This is a genomic window from Bradyrhizobium hereditatis (genome assembly GCF_020329435.1).
Classification (GTDB): domain Bacteria; phylum Pseudomonadota; class Alphaproteobacteria; order Rhizobiales; family Xanthobacteraceae; genus Bradyrhizobium; species Bradyrhizobium hereditatis.
Map to the genome: position 1 here is coordinate 73796 of NZ_JAGKJK010000021.1, position 19162 is coordinate 92957.

18 protein-coding genes are annotated in these 19162 nt (G+C 62.6%); 4 read left to right on the forward strand and 14 right to left on the reverse strand.

Annotation, left to right across the window (positions count from 1 at the left end):
• Positions 1-65 precede the first annotated feature (65 nt).
• Both J6524_RS32810 and J6524_RS32815 read right to left on the reverse strand, forming a co-directional pair.
• Entirely contained in the window at positions 66-1259 is a 1194-nt protein-coding gene (locus J6524_RS32810; RefSeq protein WP_225678038.1) for an efflux RND transporter periplasmic adaptor subunit, read from the reverse strand.
• Position 1260: 1 nt separating this feature from the next.
• Positions 1261-1962 (reverse strand): TetR/AcrR family transcriptional regulator, encoded by a 702-nt coding sequence (locus J6524_RS32815; RefSeq protein WP_225678039.1) that lies wholly within the window; start codon positions 1960-1962, stop codon positions 1261-1263.
• Between the two features lie 307 nt (positions 1963-2269).
• Between J6524_RS32815 and J6524_RS32820 the strand changes: the two genes are divergently transcribed.
• The 3 genes from J6524_RS32820 to J6524_RS32830 all read left to right on the forward strand — a co-directional run bounded on the left by J6524_RS32820 (position 2270) and on the right by J6524_RS32830 (position 5960).
• On the forward strand, positions 2270-3490 hold the full coding sequence (locus J6524_RS32820; protein ID WP_225678040.1) for a cytochrome P450: 1221 nt from the start codon (positions 2270-2272) through the stop codon (positions 3488-3490).
• Between the two features lie 425 nt (positions 3491-3915).
• Positions 3916-5466 carry a Spy/CpxP family protein refolding chaperone gene (locus J6524_RS32825; RefSeq protein ID WP_225678041.1) on the forward strand — a complete coding sequence of 517 codons (1551 nt, stop codon included), beginning with the start codon at positions 3916-3918 and terminating at the stop codon, positions 5464-5466.
• Positions 5467-5555: 89 nt separating this feature from the next.
• Positions 5556-5960, forward strand: coding sequence for a c-type cytochrome (locus J6524_RS32830; RefSeq protein ID WP_225678042.1), 405 nt, complete (start codon positions 5556-5558; stop codon positions 5958-5960).
• 186 nt (positions 5961-6146) lie between these two features.
• Here J6524_RS32830 and J6524_RS32835 read toward each other — a convergent pair whose 3' ends face one another.
• The 12 genes from J6524_RS32835 to J6524_RS32890 all read right to left on the reverse strand — a co-directional run bounded on the left by J6524_RS32835 (position 6147) and on the right by J6524_RS32890 (position 18013).
• Positions 6147-6527, reverse strand: coding sequence for a hypothetical protein (locus J6524_RS32835; RefSeq protein WP_225678043.1), 381 nt, complete (start codon positions 6525-6527; stop codon positions 6147-6149).
• Between the two features lie 198 nt (positions 6528-6725).
• Positions 6726-7016 (reverse strand): hypothetical protein, encoded by a 291-nt coding sequence (locus tag J6524_RS32840; RefSeq protein ID WP_225678044.1) that lies wholly within the window; start codon positions 7014-7016, stop codon positions 6726-6728.
• 236 nt (positions 7017-7252) lie between these two features.
• Positions 7253-8116 carry a sugar phosphate isomerase/epimerase family protein gene (locus J6524_RS32845; RefSeq protein WP_225678045.1) on the reverse strand — a complete coding sequence of 288 codons (864 nt, stop codon included), beginning with the start codon at positions 8114-8116 and terminating at the stop codon, positions 7253-7255.
• A complete protein-coding gene (locus J6524_RS32850; RefSeq protein WP_225678046.1) occupies positions 8116-9309 on the reverse strand; it encodes a dihydrodipicolinate synthase family protein in 1194 nt (397 codons plus the stop codon). The genes J6524_RS32845 and J6524_RS32850 overlap by 1 nt, the downstream gene beginning before the upstream one ends.
• Positions 9310-9321: 12 nt before the next feature.
• The gene (locus J6524_RS32855) at positions 9322-10473 is read right to left on the reverse strand and encodes a Gfo/Idh/MocA family protein (protein ID WP_225678047.1); all 1152 of its coding nucleotides are present in this window, start codon (positions 10471-10473) and stop codon (positions 9322-9324) included.
• Entirely contained in the window at positions 10470-11873 is a 1404-nt protein-coding gene (locus J6524_RS32860) for a hypothetical protein (RefSeq protein ID WP_225678048.1), read from the reverse strand. The genes J6524_RS32855 and J6524_RS32860 overlap by 4 nt, the downstream gene beginning before the upstream one ends.
• Positions 11874-11883: 10 nt before the next feature.
• Entirely contained in the window at positions 11884-12732 is an 849-nt protein-coding gene (locus J6524_RS32865) for an ABC transporter ATP-binding protein (RefSeq protein WP_225678049.1), read from the reverse strand.
• A gap of 173 nt (positions 12733-12905) precedes the next feature.
• Complete coding sequence (locus J6524_RS32870) at positions 12906-13904, reverse strand: ABC transporter substrate-binding protein (protein WP_225678050.1); 999 nt, start codon at positions 13902-13904, stop codon at positions 12906-12908.
• Positions 13905-14032: 128 nt separating this feature from the next.
• Positions 14033-14842, reverse strand: coding sequence for an ABC transporter permease (locus J6524_RS32875; protein WP_225678051.1), 810 nt, complete (start codon positions 14840-14842; stop codon positions 14033-14035).
• 257 nt (positions 14843-15099) lie between these two features.
• Positions 15100-15759, reverse strand: a complete 660-nt coding sequence (locus J6524_RS32880; RefSeq protein WP_376712106.1) for a TetR family transcriptional regulator — start codon at positions 15757-15759, stop codon at positions 15100-15102.
• Between the two features lie 149 nt (positions 15760-15908).
• Positions 15909-16757, reverse strand: coding sequence for a VOC family protein (locus J6524_RS32885; protein WP_225678053.1), 849 nt, complete (start codon positions 16755-16757; stop codon positions 15909-15911).
• Positions 16754-18013: a Glu/Leu/Phe/Val family dehydrogenase gene (locus J6524_RS32890; protein WP_225678054.1), complete on the reverse strand. Its 1260-nt coding sequence runs from the start codon at positions 18011-18013 to the stop codon at positions 16754-16756. Before J6524_RS32890 ends, J6524_RS32885 begins: the two co-directional genes overlap by 4 nt.
• A 236-nt stretch (positions 18014-18249) precedes the next feature.
• On the opposite strand from J6524_RS32890, the gene J6524_RS32895 reads away from it, so the two are divergent.
• A complete protein-coding gene (locus J6524_RS32895; RefSeq protein WP_225678055.1) occupies positions 18250-19161 on the forward strand; it encodes a sugar kinase in 912 nt (303 codons plus the stop codon).
• Position 19162 lies beyond the last annotated feature (1 nt).

The window sequence follows — 19162 nt, forward strand, 5'->3', positions numbered from 1 at the left end:
GTTGTCTGCCGATTCCGGCAACGTGATGCGGAGGGCCATGGCCCTCCAAATTCAGGTGATTGGGGTCAGTAGCGCGGCGGCTGAGCCGGAATCGGCGGCGGCGGATCGCTAGAGATCGCAACCGCCATTCCCGATTGCAGCTTGATCTGCCCGACGGCGACGACACGGTCGCCGGGATTGAGGCCCTTGAGGATCTCGACGCGGCCTTCGACCCGATTTCCGGTCTTTACGAACGTGCGCACCGCGGTCAGGCTGGTCTTGCCGTCATCCTCTTTCTTCTCGGTGATCAGGAACACCGAGTCGCCGTACAGCGTGTAGTCGACTGCCGTTTCGGGAACGGTGACGACTGGCGGCTTTTCGGGCAGCACGATCGTGGTGGTCGCGAACATGCCGGGCTTGAGGATGCGATCGGGATTGTTGATCGTCGCCTGAACGCGGATGTTGCGGGTATCGGTCGAGATCTGCGGCTCGATGGTCGTGATCTTGCCCTCGAAAGTGCGGCCCGGATAGGCGTCGACCGCGACACGCACGGTCTGCCCGACCTTGACCTGCGAGCTTTGCTTTTCGGTGACGGTCAGATTCGCATAGAGCCTCGACAGATCGGTCAGCGACACGATCTGCGTGCCTGCCGTGAGATACTGGCCGACCTCGACCTGACGAACGCCGAGATCGCCCTCAAACGGAGCGCGTACCAGTTTCTGCGAAATGATGGCTTCCGTTTTCGCAATGCCGGCGCTCGCCTGATCATATGCAGCCTGGGCAGTGTCCACCGTCGCCTGCGGTCCGACCTGGCGCTCGGCCAATTGCTTGGCGCGATCCAGCGAGATCTGCGCCACGCGTTGCTGCGCCTTGTAGTTCGCGAGGTCGCCCTGCTCGGGACCGTCGAACAATTGCACGAGCGGCGTACCCGCTTTCACATGACTGCCGGCCGTGAACAAGATCTCGGTGATGCGGCCGGACACGTCGGAGGTGACGTTGACCTGATGCACCGCGACGAGATCGCCAACTGCGGTCAACAGATTCGGAATCGATTCGGACTTCGCCACGACCGCGGTCACATTCGCCGGCGGCGGCTTGTTGTTGGCGAAGAACTGCGCGATCATCTGGCCGCGGAAATAGTTGAACCAGACCAGACCGCCGACCAGCAAAGCCAGCAGCGTTCCTACGATAATGAACCAGCGCACCATCCGAACCGGCCGCTTGTGCGGCTTCTCGGCAATCGGCTTGCCCGTAATTTTGGGTTCAGTCACGATATTCATGTCATGCACTTTCCGCAGTTACCGATTGTCCCGGAGTCGGTGACAGCTCGCCGTTCAGATGAGAAGCAATTGCGGCTTCGGTAAGTCCGATGCCGCGCAGGATGAATTGGGTAAGCTGCCGCTCCAGATCTGCGGCGTTGCCGTAGGAGAGACAGGGCACGGCCGGAAGCCGCGTCAGCGCCGCCATCAATACGGTGTGGTGCGCGAACCAGAACAGGTTGAGCGGATCGGTGCCGATGCGTGCCGCATCACCGGATGCCACCGCGCTTTCGATCGACGCCTTGAACACCGGCCCGATCAGACCGGCTATCTTGTCGTAGAGCAGACGCGCGAATTCTCCGTCATCGAGGTGACTCGTCGTCATCAGTCGCAGCCGCTGCGCTTCTTCCTGGTCCGACCCGTTGGACACCTCCATGAAGTGGTCGACCATGCCCTTGACCAACTCAACCAGTGTGGCAGTTGAAGGCTCCTGGCCGAGCAGGTGCGCGAAATCCGGATCGGCCTCGCACTCCTCGGCCAGGATCTCGGCATAAAGCGCGGCCTTCGAGGGGAAGTGCTTGAACAACAGCCCTTCCGAAATGGCCGCGGCGGCCGCCACGCTCTTGGTCGTGGTGCCAGCAAAGCCGTTGCGGGCGAAGCATCGCTTGGCGGCACTCAGGATCAACTGGCGCCGCAAGTCACTGGTCATGCGCAGGGTAGACATGAGCGCGTGAGTAATTACTCACCTTGACGAAGTCAATGATGTATTGCAGCGCACTAAGCGGATTCTCTCACCGGGTGATGTGAAAGACACAGTCTCATCGCCTTGTTCGAGCAGCATTTTTGAGCGAAATCAGCTCTCGCCCTTCGGCCTCATGGCGGATCGCCCGCAACCCAAGCGCGCTGGCAGGTACGCCAACGGAAAGCTCCGTTTCGGCTTGACGGCCTGGATGCGGCATCTAAGATAGTTGCAAATGCGACTAATTTGACGTCGCTGACTTGTCCCGTCTTCCCGAAGAGTATGGCAAGCCATGAACCAGGATGCGCGCGAACTGGCGGCCACATTCGACCTCGAAAAGCTGACGCCGGAGTTCTACGCCAACCCTTACCCGACCTATCGCGCGCTGCGTGAGACCGAGCCGGTCAAGCGGCTGCCGAACGGCTCTTATTTCCTGACCCGTTACGACGATCTGGTTACCGCCTATAAGAACACCAAGGCTTTCTCATCGGACAAGAAGAAGGAGTTCGCGCCGAAATACGGCGACTCCCTGCTCTACGAGCATCACACCATGAGCCTCGTGTTCAACGATCCGCCGGCGCACACTCGCGTCCGGCGCCTGATCATGGGCGCGCTTTCACCGCGCGCGATCGCCGGCATGGAGCCCGATCTTGTCCGGCTGGTCGATCGCCTGCTCGACGCTATCGCGGTCAAAGGCAAGGTTGACCTGATCGACGATTTTGCTGCCGCGATTCCGATCGAAGTGATCGGAAACCTGCTCGACGTGCCGCAGGATGAGCGCGAGCCGCTGCGCGACTGGTCGCTGGCCATCCTCGGCGCGCTGGAACCAGTGATTGGCCCGGAAGCCTTTGCCCGCGGCAACAAGGCGGTGAAGGATTTTCTCGCCTATCTGGAAGTGCTGGTTGAGCGGCGGCGAGCCAAGCCTGGCAATCCCGACCGCGACGTGCTGACGCGGCTCATTCAAGGCGAAGACAATGGCGAGCGGCTGACTGAGAAAGAACTGCTCCACAATTGCATTTTCCTGCTCAATGCCGGCCACGAGACCACCACCAACCTGATCGGCAACGGCCTGGTGACACTGCTCAGCTATCCCAGCGAGAAGCGGCGCTTGATCGAGGATCCTGCGCTGATCAAGACCGCGGTTGAGGAAATGCTGCGGTTCGAAAGCTCGAACCAACTCGGCAACCGGATGATCGTCGAGCCATTCGAGGTCGGCGGCATCGCCATGCCTGCGGGCACGCCGGTCACGCTGTGCATCGGCGCCGCCAACCGCGACCCCGCGCAGTTTGCCGATCCAGAGCTTTTCGACGTCGGCCGTACGCCGAACCGGCATCTGGCCTTCGGCACCGGCGCGCATCAATGCGCCGGAATGGCGTTGGCGCGGCTTGAGGGCGCGATTGCGATCTCGCGCTTTCTCGCGCGCTTTCCGGACTATGCGCTCGACGGCGAGCCGATCCGCGGCGGGCGGGTGCGCTTTCGCGGCTACCTGAGCGTGCCTTGCACGGTCGGCTAGGGCCGTAGACTGCACTCGTACTGCGTCGCAAGATCGCAATGCAGCGCGCGGGTCCTAAGCGAACAATTTTAGCATTTGCGCGTTGACATTGCCGGGCGACCAAGCACGAGGGAGTTGAGACCATGCTTCCGCGCGCCGCCCGCGTTGCAGCGTTTTTGCTCGGTGTCTCCGCGATCACGCTGAACACCGGCGCATTCGGCCAACCCGGAAGAGGCCATGGCCCACCCGGCGCAGCGGCGCCGGCGGCACCACCACCGGCTATGTCCCGCCCGGCGGCGCCTCCAGCCATGGCCCGGCCGGCGGCACCTCCGGCAATGGCACGCCCAGCAGCACCTCCGGCAATGGCACGCCCAGCGGCACCCCCGGCAATGGCCCGTCCCGCCGCGCCCACCTTCCGTGCAGCCCCCTCTCCGCAGCGTCCGGCGATGGCACCGCCGCGAGCGGCCGAACCGCGCGTTGTCGCGCCGCGTCCCGAGATCCATCGCGGCGCCCCGCCGCAGCGGCCCGCCATGGAGCGGCGTCCCGAGCCACGCATCGCCGCACCATCGCGTCCCGGCACATCTCCCGCTGACGCCGCGCGGCTGTCGCGAAGGGAACAGATCGAAACGCGTGCGCAGCAGCGTGAGCAACGCATCCAGGAGCGGCAGCAAATCGTGCAGGAGCGGCAGCGAGGCATGCTGACGCGCCAGAGCGCGGAGCGACAAGGCCGCATCGAGCGCATGCAGCAGCGTGTGCAGCAATTGGAGGCGCAAAAGCCGGAAGGTCCCGGAGCGCAACGCGCGCAGCAGAGATTGCTGCAAACCGAGAATCTGCGGCTCCAGCGCGAGCAGCGCATCCAGGAACGCGATCTCGCCCGCCTGCAACGGCTGGGACCGGAGCCTTCGGCTGAACGATCCGCCTCCGCAGCCGCAATTCAGGCGGCAGCCCGCGGACGATTTTCCGCGCAGTTCCGTAGCAATGATGCCCTGCAGGCTCGCGCGGCGTTGACAGCCCGGGAGAACGCCTGGGCGCCTCGTCATGCCTGGAAGCGCGGGCATCGCGCGGCGTTCGTGGCCTGGCTCGGCCCGGTATTCTGGCCCTACGCCTATTCCGACATTTTCAGTTACACCTTCTGGCCACATGCCTATGACCCCGGCTACTGGGCCTACGCATATGACGACTTCGTCGACACGGTGTTCTGGGGTGCCGACACTCCGTACTCCGCCTATGCCAGATATCCTGAGGCTGGCGCTGCGATCACCAGTTATCAAACGCATAAACGTCCAAGCGCGAGCCGGCAGACACTTTTGCAATTGTGTGGAGCGCCCGATGAAGGCGTGACCGCCTGGCCGATTGCGTCGATTACGCGCGCCGTGCAGCCGACGCCCGAGCAGCGCGCCCTACTCGATGAGCTGAAAGCCGCCGCGGCAAAGGCAGCCGACGCCTTCAAGGAATCCTGCGCAGATTCTTACCCGATGACGCCACCAGGCCGCTTGCGGGCGATGACGAACCGCGTGAGCGCAACGCTCAACGCGGTGAGGATCGTCCGGCCGGCATTGGAGCAGTTCTACAATTCGCTGAACGACGAGCAAAAGGCGCGCTTCAACGCGCTCGGCCCGAACGTCGGCGACCGCTCGCAGCAGCCGCCGCAGGAAGCCGATGCGCAAGCCGAGCGCTGCGGCGATCCGAAATCCAGCCTCACTCAGCTGCCGATCGAACGGATCGAGGCCGTCGTGCGGCCGGCGGGCGGGCAAAAGGAGGCGCTCGACCGCCTAAGCGAAGTGACCAAGAAGGCAGTTGCGGGGCTGCAAGGTGCCTGCCCGGACGACATGCCGCTTACGCCGGTCGGGCGGCTGGAGGCGATGGAGCAGCGGCTCAAGGCCATGCTCGAGGCAGCCGATTGGGTGCAGGAATCATTGGACGCGTTCTATGCCACGCTGAGTAGCGAACAGAAAGCGCGGTTCAACACGATGCAGCGGGTGGTCGCAGGCCCATAAACCCCAATCGTTTATGTGAGGATCGAATGAGGCAATGGCACTTTGCAACGCTTTTCGCGGGGCCATCGTCCAGCCGGCGAGACGCACGCATGCGGCGCAGCAAACGGATATTTCTGATCGGTGCACTGAGCGGAATGGCGTACGTGCTTTCACCGCCGTCTGCGCTCCCCCAGGCCTCGCAAGGCGCGGAGGAAGCCTCGGGACAACAGGCGTTCAACAATGCCTGCCGGACGTGTCACATCGTGCGCGAGGGCGACAATCGGCTTGGCCCCAATCTACACAACATTATTGGACGGAAGGCCGGATCGCTGCCGAACTACGGGTTTTCCAGCGCGATGAAAGAAGCCGGCTTCGTCTGGGATGAGGAGAAGCTCGATCGCTTCATCGCCAACCCCGACGAGGTCGTGCCCGGCAACAGTATGAAGCCGTATGGCGGCCTTGCCTCGAGCGAGGACAGAAAGAAGATCATCGCCTTCCTTGCTCAGCCGCGATGACGGCAAGAACTTGGAGTCGTTTTCGAGAAAGATCGGCGGCTACTTCGCTCCACGTGCCGATCTTAATGCACGTTCCATCGCTGCGCCACTAGGACCGCAGAGCGTTCGTCGAGATGAACGCCATCGCCCACCGCAGCTCAGCCAACCCGACGCAGGCGGCGCTGAGATCACCAATGTAAGGTAGTTCTAATTGCCCGCCGTATTGAAGCGGGAAAGATCGCAATCCCGCTCGGCATATCTCACACGCCGCAGACCTTCGCTGTCTTCCACCACGGTCGGCCGGCAACGGGCGTTCCAGGCGGCCTGGCCGGCTTCATCGGCCGTCAGCTCTTCCGCCGTCCGGGGCATGACCTTCATGGTGCCGCGACCGGCGACGTAAAAATTCGTTTGCTGGCTCGGAAGCAGCGATACACCGGAAGCAGTGGCCGCGGCCCTGGCATCCGCAGCAGTCTCCGGGGCGCGAGCAGCCCGGGCGGCGGCCGCAGCGTGGTCGGGGTCCATCGCGGATTGCGCGGACGCGGACGAGACCGAAGCGACGATGACCGAGATTGCGATGAAGGCGCGCATGACCCTGCCTCTTGAAATGAATGCGTGCGTCAGCAATGACCGACAAGCATTGAGGCGTCGTAAAGCGGCGTGACTAACCGGATCGCAATTTGGTCGATAAAGATTTAGCGGTCTCTCGGGCGCGGCAGGGCGCCGGGAATGATCGGGCGCGGAGGCCCGGAGCGCTCCTCGCCGATTGCGAGAAGCGAAGCCGATACGTTACTCGCTGCGGCCGAACTCGCAGCCCTTGCGGGCGTATACCAGGCGGACAACGCCTTCGTTGTCGTAGGTGCGCTTCGGCTTGCAGAACGCTTCCCACTTTTCGATGCTGGCGCGCTTTGCCCGTTCGTCTTCCTGCTCCTGCGCCGCATTGCGCGGCGGATCATCCAGGTAAGACGTTGTGCACACCCTGCCATAGAACTGGCTGAAGGTGCAGCGTTCCACGACCTGCCACGCCTGCGCCGACGACGACAGCAGGACGAGGGCCGCAATTGCGTAAAGGATTTTCATGGTGTCGCTCATCGCTCGTGGAGAACTTTCTCCGTGCGGTGTAGCTAGCGCCGGAGCTCTCGCCGGCGCAACGGTAACCCTTTGTTAATCTAAATAGCCGCGCAAAAGGTTAAACCTGGAACCGCGGAGTGTCCTCTAGCGGTACGGTATCAGAACCAAGCGCGCACGGCAGTTCACATATGAGGCAACAGCGTCCGCTATTGAAACAGCGACCAAGTGACTCGATGTGACGGCTGTCAGACCACCGTGCGATGCCGCGCGATGCAGGTCTGCAAAACCTCGTCCATTGGCCCTTCCCACCAGTCATTCGAGAAGATTTCGATCTCGGAATAGCCGGCGAAGCCCTGTGCCTCGACCGCCGCTCGCACGGATTTGATGTCGATGATGCCATCGCCCATCATGCCGCGGTCGTTGAGGATGTCCTTTGTCGGCACCAGCCAGTCGCAGACGTGAAACGCGAGCAGGCGATCTTTCCCCGCACGCGCGATCTGCGGCATCAACTCCGGATCCCACCAGATGTGATAGACGTCGAGCGCGACACCGAGCGCGCCAGTGCGCTGCGGATCGAGCTGATCGCAAATATCCAGCGCCTGCTTGGTCGTGTTCACACAGGCGCGGTCGGCGGCATAGGCGGGATGCAGCGGCTCGATCGCCAGCGGCATGTTGGCCGCGCTCGCATACTCCAGCATTTCGGCGATGGCGTCATGGACCTGCGTGCGCGCAGCTACGATGTCCTTCGAGGCTTCGCTTCCGGGACGCGAATATTGCGGCAGGCCGCCGACCACGAGCACAATGCAGGGCGCGCCCAGCGCCTTGGCCTCGTCGACGGCACGGCGATTGTCGTCGCGCGCTTCGATGCGGTGCGCCGCGTCTGCGGTGAACATGCCGCCGCGGCAGTAGCCGGACAGTTCAAGCCCGGCATCCCGGACGGCCCGCACGGCGCGGTCGAGCCCGACGGCCGCGACCTGATCGCGCCAGGGATCGATGGCGCGAATGCCATGCCGCGCGCAGGCGTCGATGATGGCGACAAGGTCGCCCTGCTTGCGGACGGTCGCCGTGTTGAGCGACAGCCAGCGATGATCACCCGAAAAATCGCGCATCAGGATTCGATGCCGCGCGTTGCCAGCATCGCCTTCATGCGCCGTGTCGCCAGTTCAGGGTTGGAGAGCAGCCCGCACCTGTCGGCGAGGCGGAACAGTTCGGCCAGATGCAGTGTGGAGCGCGTGCTCTCCTGCCCGCCGACCATGGTGAAATGATCTTGATGGCCGTTGAGATAGGCCATGAACACGATGCCGGTCTTGTAGAACCGCGTCGGCGCCCGGAAGATGTGGCGCGACAGCGGCACCGTCGGCCCCAGCACGTCATGGAAGCCGGCCTCATCACCCGCGGCCAGTCGCGACAGCGCATAAGACGCCGCCGGAGCGATGGCGTCGAAGATGCCGAGCAGCGCATGCGAGAAGCCTTGTTCGTCGCCCGCAATCAGTTCAGCGTAGTTGAAATCGTCGCCGGTATACATCTTGACGTTCTTGTCGAGACGCCGGCGCATGTCGATCTCGCGCTGCTTGTCGAGCAGAGAGACCTTTACGCCATCGACCTTGGCAGCATTAGCGTTGATGATGGCAACGGCCGTATCCATCGCCTCGTCGAGATCACCCGTGCCCCAATAGCCCGCCAGCGCGGGGTCGAACATGTCGCCCAGCCAATGGATGATCACAGGCTCGCGCACCTGCGACAGCACGCGGTTATAAACTTTTGCGTAGTCGTCGGCGCTGCGGCCGAGCTTTGCCAGCGCGCGCGAGGCCATCAGGATGATGCGGCCACCGGCCTTCTCAACCGCCGCGATCTGCTCCTCATACGCGCGGATGACGTCATCGATCGTTCTTGCATCCTCCACGGCGAGGTGATCGGTACCGGCGCCGGAAAACACCAGCGCATTACCTTTCGCCTTCGCCGCTTTCACCGAACGCTGGATCAGTTCCAGCGAGGTCGGCCAGTCCAGTCCCATGCCGCGCTGCGCGGTGTCCATCGCCTCCGCCACGCCAAGTCCGAGGTCCCAGACGTGCTCGCGGAACGCAATGGTAAGGTCCCAGTCGATCGCGGGACTAAGCCAGGGATCATTGTCCGCCAATGGATCGGCAACCACATGCGCGGCCGAGAAGGCCACGCGATTGAGCGTGCCTTCGAGCTTCGCCGGAAACGTCCGCGACGCCGCCAGACGATAGGTCTCGATCGAGCGGTTCGCCGTCGGCAGTTTCAGTTGATACGATGACATCGGCAGGACAGGCTTGTTCATGCTTGAGCCTCCTCACACCTTGATGGGGGCAACGTCGATCCAGCGCCGTTCGCGCCAGCTCTGCAGCGCGCATTCGGCAAGCTGCACGCCCTTGGCGCCTTCCAGCAGCGTAAACTTGTAGGGCGCGTCCTCGCAAACGTGGCGGATGAACATCTCCCACTGCTCCTTGAAGCCGTTGTCGTAGACGACGTTGTCAGGGACCTTCTGCCAGTCGGCATAGAAATCATGGGTGCGCTTTTCGTCTGGATTCCACACTGGACGCGGCGTCGCCTGGCGGGCCTGGATCACGCAGTCGGTCAGGCCGGCGACTGCCGAACCGTGGGTGCCGTCGACCTGGAAAGTGACGAGATCGTCGCGATAGACCCGCGTCACCCAGCTCATGTTGATATGCGCGATGACACCGCCCTTGAGGCGGAAGGTGGCGTAAGCGGAGTCATCGGCGGTTGCCGTGTACTTCTTGCCCTTCTCGTCGAAACGTTCGGGGATATCGGTGGTTCCGAGGCAGGAGATGCTCTCGACTTCGCCGAAGAGATTGTCGAGCACGTAGCGCCAGTGGCAGACCATATCGAGAATGATGCCGCCGCCGTCCTCGCTGCGGTAGTTCCACGATGGCCGCTGCGCTTCCTGCCAGCCGCCCTCGAACACCCAATAGCCGAACTCGCCGCGCACCGAGAGCATGCGGCCGAAGAAGCCAGAATCGCGCAGGAAAGCGAGCTTCTTGAGGCCGGGCAGGAACAGCTTGTCCTGCACCGTGCCGTGCTTGATGCCCCTTGCATTGGCGAGCTTCAGCACTGTGATCGCTTCTTCGAGATTGGTCGCGATCGGCTTCTCGCAATAGACGTGCTTGCCGGCCTCAATCGCCTTGGTCAGCAGCGTGGGCCGCGCCTGAGTAGTGGCAGCATCGAAGAAGATCGTATCGTTCTTGTCGGCCAGCGCCTTGTCGAGATCGGTCGACCAGCGCTCCACGTTGAAGCGTTTGGCGAGCCGCTCCACCTTCTCCGCGTCGCGGCCGATCAGAATCGGGTCGGGCAGCATGCGGTCGCCGTTGGAGAGCAGCACGCCGCCCTGGTCGCGGATCGCGATGATCGAGCGGATCAGGTGCTGGTTGAGCCCCATCCGGCCGGTCACGCCGTTCATGATCAGGCCGAGGCGTTTGGTCGTCATACTGCTTTCTCCAAGGGAATTCTGGCGGTGGGCTGTTGAAGGGGCGACATCGCGGACCAGTCCGGATGCGCGGATGTGGCGAAGCCCGGCGTCGTCAGCGATCCCGTCAGGAGATCGCCGTCATGGATCGCGAGCCGAACCTTGCCGCCATCGCGTGTGTAGAGATCGGGATGGCCCGCCAGAAACGCCTCCGCTTCGGTAGCCGGCGTGTCGCCGAAGCCATCGACGTAATGGTGGCCGTTGCGCTCGGCATGGGTGACGCCGATCAGCGCACCGAGCGCGAGATCCTGCTGCACGGCAAGGCCCGCCTGGCAGGTGAGGTCCTCGCCCGTGATGAAGCATTTCTCGCCGGCCGCGCTCCATTTGGCCGCGCGGGTCGCGTTGATCACCGACTTGTAGATGCCCTTGCAGGATTTCGAGGAGATGCCGCGATAGCCAAGCGCCCGCGCGATCGGGAAGGCATCGTAGGAATCATCGGCCTCATCAACGATGAAGTCGCGCCGTGCCAACGCGCCGAGCGGCGACTGACGCGTGATGTCGCGCGGCATCGGCTGCTCGATATAGAGCAATTTTGATGCGATCGGCCGCAGCTCAGCATCGCGGCCGAGGCGTTCGACCAATGCGCCCAGCACCGCGAGATCGGCATACTGCTCATTGGCGTCAAGCGTGACGCTGTAGTCATGCGGGAGCGTCGTGAGTTCGCGGCCGATCCGGATCAGGCGATCGGCATCGTGGACGGGATCGCCATTGAGCTTGAGCTTGAAGTAGCGTGCGCCGGCATTTTCGTTGCTATCGGCTATCCCGCCCTCGCCTTCGATCCTGTCGTCCATGCCGACCGTGTGCCGGATAGCGACGCGCTCCAGCCGCTGGCGTCCTGCAAGGAACTGCGCCACGTCGCTATCTGCCAGATCGCGCGAGAGCCGTGCGTCGACCCCAGCGATATTGGCCGCCATGCCGTCGAAAAAGTTAGCACCGGTGGCGCGCAACAGCGCATCCAAAATCGCCTTGTCGATTTCGGCCGGCCCGTAGGCCGCGGCCAGCGGCGGGATGTCTTCCCTGGCGCATGCCTCGATCTGCGCTCCGATGCAAGCCGCGTGCAGACCGAACGCGGTCTCGAAATCGGAATGGGCCAGATAAAGCTCGCGCGCAATCAATAGCGAGCGGCGCAGTTCTGCGATCGTCTCCTCCGGCGACAGATGAGGCCGCTTGTCGAACCATTTCGCGACCAGAAACTCGGCGCTAGCCCCTGTTGCACGGCCTTTGCCTTCAACTTCGATCTCGACGCGCACGAAGGCCTGCGGCGTGCCGTTGATGACGATCGCGCCGAACCGGAACGGCCGGGCAAAGAGCACCGGACGTTCAAAAAAGGAAATGTCCTTTACGGCTAGGCGTGGCGACATTGAAGCCTGCTCAGTCCAGCGCACTTTGCGTGAAGAAGTGCTTGCGAATCCGCTGCACCAGTTCGGTGAAGGCGGGATCGGCCATCGCATCCAGCGAGCGCGGACGCGGCAGCGGCACGTCGTAGATCGCCGCGATCGCGCCGGGACGCTCGGTCATGACCAGCACGCGATCGGCCAGAAACACGGCTTCCGGTATAGAATGCGTGATCAGCAGCACGGTCTTGCCGGTCTCGCGCTGGATCCGCATCAGCTCGACGTTCATCTTCTCGCGCGTCATGGCATCCAGCGCGCCGAACGGCTCATCCATCAGCATGATCTTGGGATCATGCACCAGCGCGCGGCAGATCGAGGCCCGCTGCTGCATGCCGCCGGAGAGCTGCCATGGCAGTTTCTTCTCAAAACCTTCTAGGCCGACCAGCTTTAGCAGTGCCTTCGCGCGCGGCAAATATTCGTCGCGCGGCAGCTTCTTCATATCGATCGGCAACATCACGTTGGATAGGACGTTGCGCCAGGGCAAGAGCAGCGCATTCTGGAAGACGATGCCGACATTGCCGTGCGGCTTCGTCACGGGTTCGCCGTCGACCATGATTTCGCCGGTCGTCGGCGCAAGCAACCCTGAGATCATCTTTAAGAGCGTGGATTTTCCGCAGCCGGACGGGCCGACCACGACAAAGAACTCGCCCTCGTTGATATGGAAATCCAACGGCCGCAGCGACGGCACATCGCCATCGCGCGAGCGATAGGTCTTGGAGACGCCCGAGAGCGTAATCCCCGGCGCCGCGCCGCCTGCTCGATCCGACACCAGCCGCAGATGCGCGGCTGGTTGATTGATCTCGGTTTGTTTAGTCGCCGGGTTCATTCAGATGAGTCCATTTGGAAAAGCCCTCTCCACCCGTCGTCCCTGCGAACGCAGGGGCCCATACGCCGCGGCCCGTCGTTCGGGCACGCGGCAGGGACCTTCCGCAACAACGAAGGCCGGTGGTTATGGGTCCCTGCTTTCGCAGGGACGACGATAGATGCGTCATCAGCGGCTCACGAACCGCCTTGCGGCAGGTAATCGTTGGTATAGAACGCCTTCGGATTGTCCTTGGCCTTGGCATCCAGCCCGCCATATTCGACCATCAGGTTGACGGTGTCCGTCATGTTCTGGTCGGTCACCTGGAACGGCCGCTTGTTCTTGGTTTCGGCCGTGCGGTAGAGCGGGATCGTCAACTCAAAGCCCTGCGTCAGCGTTTCGATCTTGCCGCCCTTCGGGTTGGCGTCGAGGATCGATTGCGCCGCGCCCTTCGGATCCTTCTCGGCGGCTTCAACTGCCTTGGTCGTTGCCGACATGAAGCGCTTGACGAGATCGGGATTGGCCTTGACGAAGTCGGTGTTGGCGACGACACCAGAGCAGACCATGTTGATGCCGTAGTCGGCGAACTTGATCGCGTTGACGTCCTTACCGGTCGCGTCCTTGATCTTCATCGACTGGTCCATGACGTAGCCGAGCAGCAGATCGGCCTGACCGTTGATGACGGCATTCAGCTTGGTCTGGGCGTCGCCCGCCACCGTCTGGAAGTCGCTCTCTTTCAGGCCGGTCTTCTTCAGGAACAGCGGCCAGATTTGTGTCATGGAATCGGCCGGCGTGATCGCCACCGTCTTGCCTTTGATATCCTCGGGCTTCTTGATGTTCTTTTCGACAAAGCCCATCGCCGACATCGGGCTGGTCTGCAGCAGCACGCCGGTCGAGATGATCGGCGCGCCCTTCACCGCCGCGCGCATCATAGTGGGCACATCGACATAGCCGAAATTGGCGGTCTTCGCTGCAACGGCCTGCGTGGTCGCCGCCGAGCCGCGGCCTTCCTGGATTTCGAGATCGATGCCCTCGGCGGCATAGATGCCCTTGGCCTTGCCATAGTAGAACGGCGCGTGCTCGCCATAGACGTACCAGTTCAGCATCAGCACCACCTTGTCGGCGGCCGATGCCGGAAGCACCGAAAGCGCGGTCCAGGCAATTGTTGTCAAAACTGCAGCTATCAATCGGATCATGTTTTCCTCCATTTCCCCGTCATTGCGAGGAGCGTCAGCGACGAAGCAATCCATTCCTCCGCTTGCGGCAGCGTGGATTGCTTCGCTGCGCTCGCAATGACGTTGGTTGTCGTTTTCGTTCAGTAACCTCACGAAGCAAAAACGATGTCGTCGCGCTGGCTGACATGCCAGGGGATCACGAGGCGCTCGATGCGATCGACGACCCAGAACAGCACGACGCCGAGCAGCGCGAGGATAACCAGCGCTGCAAACATCGTCGGCAGGTCGAACGTTCCAATCGAGCGTTGCATCACGTAGCCGATGCCGGAATTGGAGCCGACGAATTCGCCGACCACGGCGCCGACGACGGCAAGCGTCACCGACACTTTCAGGCCGGAGAAGATGGCCGGCATCGCATGCGGCAGGTTGACGGCGCGAAACACCTGGAAGCGGCTGCCCTGCATCGCACGCGCAAGGTCGACCATATCAGGATCGACAGACTTGAAGCCCTGCACCGCCGAAACGACCACCGGGAAGAATCCGAGCAGGAACGCCGAGATCACTTTCGGAATGATGCCGAAGCCGAACCAGACCACAAACAGCGGCGCGATTGCGATTTTCGGCACGGATTGGGAGAACACCAGCAGCGGATAGATGTAGCTTTCCACCGTCTTCGATCCTGCAATCAGCATCGCGACGGGGATGCCGAACACGGCCGACAGCAGGAAGCCGCAGATCGTGGCATAGGTGGTGGGCCAGGACTGCCGCAGGAGTTCCGGCCACTCCGTCCGCAAGACGGCCACGACATCGCCGGGCGCCGGGATCTGATAGGCCGGAATCTGGAACAGGCGGATGGTGACGTCCCACATCACCACGATGAAGATCAGGAACAGGAACGGCCGCACCCACGCTGCGTTCAGCACTTTCGACACGCTACTTTCGCGTTTCAGCTCGGCCACGTTCCGCTCCCTGGGATTATCTCTTTCGGGCGGAAATTAACCCGTTGGATAAATACTGGCAAGCGGGTTTTCGTGCGGCAATTTGGACTGCCGCTATCGTTCCTGCGCACGCACCTCGACGCACCCGACCCCCGTTGCCCCTGCGAACGCAGGGGCCGATAACCACAGGCATCTGTTTTACGAAAGCTGGGGCCGCTGTCCGGTTCAACAACCAAGACCACGCGGTTATGGGTTCCTGCGTTCGCAGGAACGAGGGGTCAAACCGGCTGATGCTCGGGCGACCGCGCGCCCTGCCCTGCAGCCTTACCGAAATCCGCCGTCGATTTTCCTGTCAGCGCCGCCAGCACCAGCGACACCATGTGGGCAAGCCGCTCGTCCCTCGCCTCCTTCTTCAGGAGGTCGCGGCCGAAGATCACGGAGAGCGTGGCGCTGTTGGAGAGATAGAAGAAGCACAGCGCCGCGATCGAAATGTAGAGCTGGACCGGATCGACCGCGACGCGGAAGTCGCCGCTTTCGACACCCCGCGTCACCACGGTACGAATCATCTCGACGAACGGCGAATGCATCGATTTGACCTTGGTCGAGCGCTTCAGATGGCGCGCCTTGGCCAGGTTTTCCGTGTTGAGCAGCGCCAAAAATTCGGGGTTACGGAGAAAATAATTCCACGTGAAGTCGATCAAGCGTTCGATCGCCTCCGGCGGGTCGAGATGTTCCAGATCGAGCTCCCGCTCCTCCGAGCGGATCTTTTCGTAGGCGCCTTCCAGCACCGCGAGATAGAGATCTTCCTTGTTGCCGACGTGGTAGTACAGCATGCGCTTATTGGCGCCGGCATTGGCCGCGATGCGGTCGACGCGCGCACCGGCCAGGCCGTGGGCGGCGAATTCCTGCTTGGCGGCCTCGAGAATGCGAATCCGCATCCCCTCCGGGTCGCGCTGCCACTTCTGAACGCGTTTTGCCTTTGCCAAATCAGTTGCCCGATGATTGCGTGAAGCAGCTGTAGCACGCAAGCTGCGGTTTGAGAACGAACCGCGCCGCGTTTCTTACCCTCCCCCGGAGGATGAACGTCTCACGCTTCCTTCCCGGCCGACGGCTGCACCAATAGCGTCGGCACGCCGCACGTGCCCCTCCGCACCGTCATGACCCGCGTTCCAGGCTTGCGGCCGGTGCGGACTTCCGAGACGTCGACGCCAGCCTGAACAAGCCGTGCATGGGTGGCGTCGATGTCGGCGACGCGCCAGCACAAGCCGTACAGCCGGTCCAGAGACGTATCCGTCTCCTTGCCCGGCCGATGCGTCACCTCGACAATGAGGTCGCCGCAGCGGAAGAACATCAGCCGGCCCCAGTCGGGATGCGAGCGGTCGAGTGCCATGTCGAGGCCGAGCCGCGCGCCATAGAGGGCGGCGGCCCGCTCGGGATCCGAGGTCGAGACCACGACATGGTCCAGCGCCGTGACCGATGCGGTCGTGGTCCGCACCGACAGCGGCCTCTCCCTGTCACGCTCCATGAAGAACAGGCGTACGCCGCGCGTGGCTTCCGTTGCCGCTCGCGTGCGCTTCCATGCCAGCGTCGCGCCCGAGACTGCATCACGGCTTTCGACCTCGGCGATCGCCTCCGGCTTCAGCGTCAGCCGGTCGAGCCTGCGATGCATTTTCGCGATGTCGCTGGTCCGGAAGCAGAGGCTCGCCAGCCCCTCGCCCTGCGCGGCAAGCACTGCGCGAATGCGATCGGCATTCGCGCCCTCGCCGCTCGGCGCCATCAATTCCAGCGACGTATTATCGAGCGTGAACAGGACGCGATCGGCACCATCGCCGCTGTTCTGCCAGGCCGGTGAGCGAGCTAACAAGGTCTGGTAGGCGGCAGATGCCGCCTTGATATCGCCGGTGAGAACGACGACGTGATCGAGGCCGCTAATCACGGGAACAGGCCTCGCGTGTTCTTGGCAGCGCGCACCTTTTCCACGCCGATCGCCATCGCCGCCGTGCGATGCGGGATGTTATCCGCCTTTGCACGCTGCAGCATGGTGTCGAAGGCGCGATCGAGGATGGCGTATTCGCGCCGCGTCACCTCCTCCTCCTCCCAGAACAATTGCTGCAGATCCTGCACCCATTCGAAATAGCTGACCACGACGCCGCCGGAATTGCAGAGAATGTCGGGGATCACGAACACATCGCCCTGGCGCTTCTCGAGCACCAGATCGGCTTCCGGCGTGGTCGGACCGTTGGCGCCCTCGGCCAGCACGCGGCATTTGAGATTTTCCGCGATCTTGGCGTCGATCACCCGCTCCATCGCCGCCGGCACCAGCACGTCGCAGGGCAATGTCAGGATCTGCTCGGGATCGAACGTGAGTTCGTTGGAGAAGCCGGCGATGCTGCCATGCGCGCTGGCGTGCCGCATCAAAGCGGGAATATCTAGCCCGGCCGGATCATGCAGCGCGCCGGTGTGATCGCTGACGGCGATGATCTTCAAACCGTATTGATGCAGCTCCAGCGCGGCGTACGATCCGACGTTGCCAAAGCCCTGGATCACGGCGGTCGCGCTGCCTGGATTGATCGACAGCTCCTTCAGCACGCGCCTGGCGAGGTAGGCGACGCCGCGCCCCGTCGCTTCGCGCCGGCCAAGCGTGCCGCCCGACGAGACCGGCTTGCCGGTGACGATCTCGGTCACGGTTTGGCCCTGGTACATCGAATAGGTGTCCATGAACCAGGCCATCACCTGCTCATTGGTGCCCATGTCCGGCGCCATCACATCGGTGTGGGGGCCGACGAATGGGATCATCTCCTGCATGTAGCGGCGCGACAGCCCTTCCAGCTCGCGCTTGGAGATCTTGGCGAGATCGACGTTGACGCCGCCCTTGGCGCCGCCATAGGGCAAGCCGACGAGCGCGCATTTCCAGCTCATCCAGATCGCAAGCGCTGCGACCTCGCCGATGTCGACCGACGGCGCAAATCGCGTGCCGCCCTTGGTAGGGCCGAGAGTGAGGTGATGCTGCACCCGGTACCCTTCGAACACCGCGACCGTGCCGTCGTCGCGGTGAATCGGACAGGAGACGGTGATGGCCCGTTTTGGCATCAGGATACGGTCGCGCTCATCCATCGGGATTTCGAGATGATTGGCGATGACGCCAAATTGGTTAACCGCCATGTCGAACACCGGACCGGAATAAACGGTCATCAATTCCCTCCACTTTTGTCGCGCCGCTGGGAAACCCGGGCAGCCGTCAGCCGTTATACGGCAGTATGCCCAAGACTCTATGGAAGCCCCAAGGACGGTCGTATTCTCCTCATACTCCCATCTCAAGCTGCAAAGACGGCACGGTTGCGAATAATTTCAGCGAATGCATCCGATAACCGGTGCTAATGTGTGTACGCCGGGGCCGGGACCACCCCCAAGCTCATGACGGAAAACGAATGCAGGCTCTCTTCATCGGACAGACCTATATCGACGTTACCTTCATCACCGACCACATGCCGACCGGCGACGAAAAACATGTGGCCTCCGCCTATGCCGTGTCCTTTGGCGGCAACGCCGTCACCGCGGCATTCTGCTGCGCCAAGCTCGGCATCGTCCCCGACCTGATTGCGACCGTCGCCAATGACTGGCTTGGGCGCATGTTTCAGGACATGAGCGCGAAGTATGGAATCTCGATCCATCCGCGCAAGGTCAATTCCTCATCGCTCTCGTTCATCATGCCGAAAGACGGCAAACGCGCCATCGTGCGCTGCCGCGACGACGAGCACATTCATCCTTTCCCGCTGCTCAACCTGAAGGGCTGTCGTGCGCTGCATATCGACGGCCATCAACCGGACGCGGCGATCCACTACGCAAAACTCTGCCGCGAGGACGGCATCCTGACATCGCTCGACGGCGGCGGCTTGCGCACCAACACCCATGAGCTCCTGCAGTTCATCGATGTTGCCATCGTGGCCGAACGGCTGTGCGAGCAGATGGACAAGACGCCGGAGGGCATGCTCGATTATCTCAAGAGCCGCGGCTGCCGGGTCGGCGGTGTCACCATGGGTGAGCAGGGCCTGCTCTGGTATGACGAGGCCGGCGCGGTGCGCAGGCTACCTGCGCTGCCGATCGCGCCCGAGCGCGTCATCGATACCAATGGCGCCGGTGACGTATTTCACGGCGCTTACGTGTTTTCGTATCTCAATAATCCCGCGAAAGGCTGGCACGAGCATTTCGAGTTTGCGCGCGCGGCCTCCACCTATAAGATCCAGCGCCTCGGCAACGAGGCTGGATTGCCGACGCTTGCCGATATCGATGCCGTCAAGCAGGAATTCCAGATCGCGCGTAAGAAGGAATTTTGGGATTAGG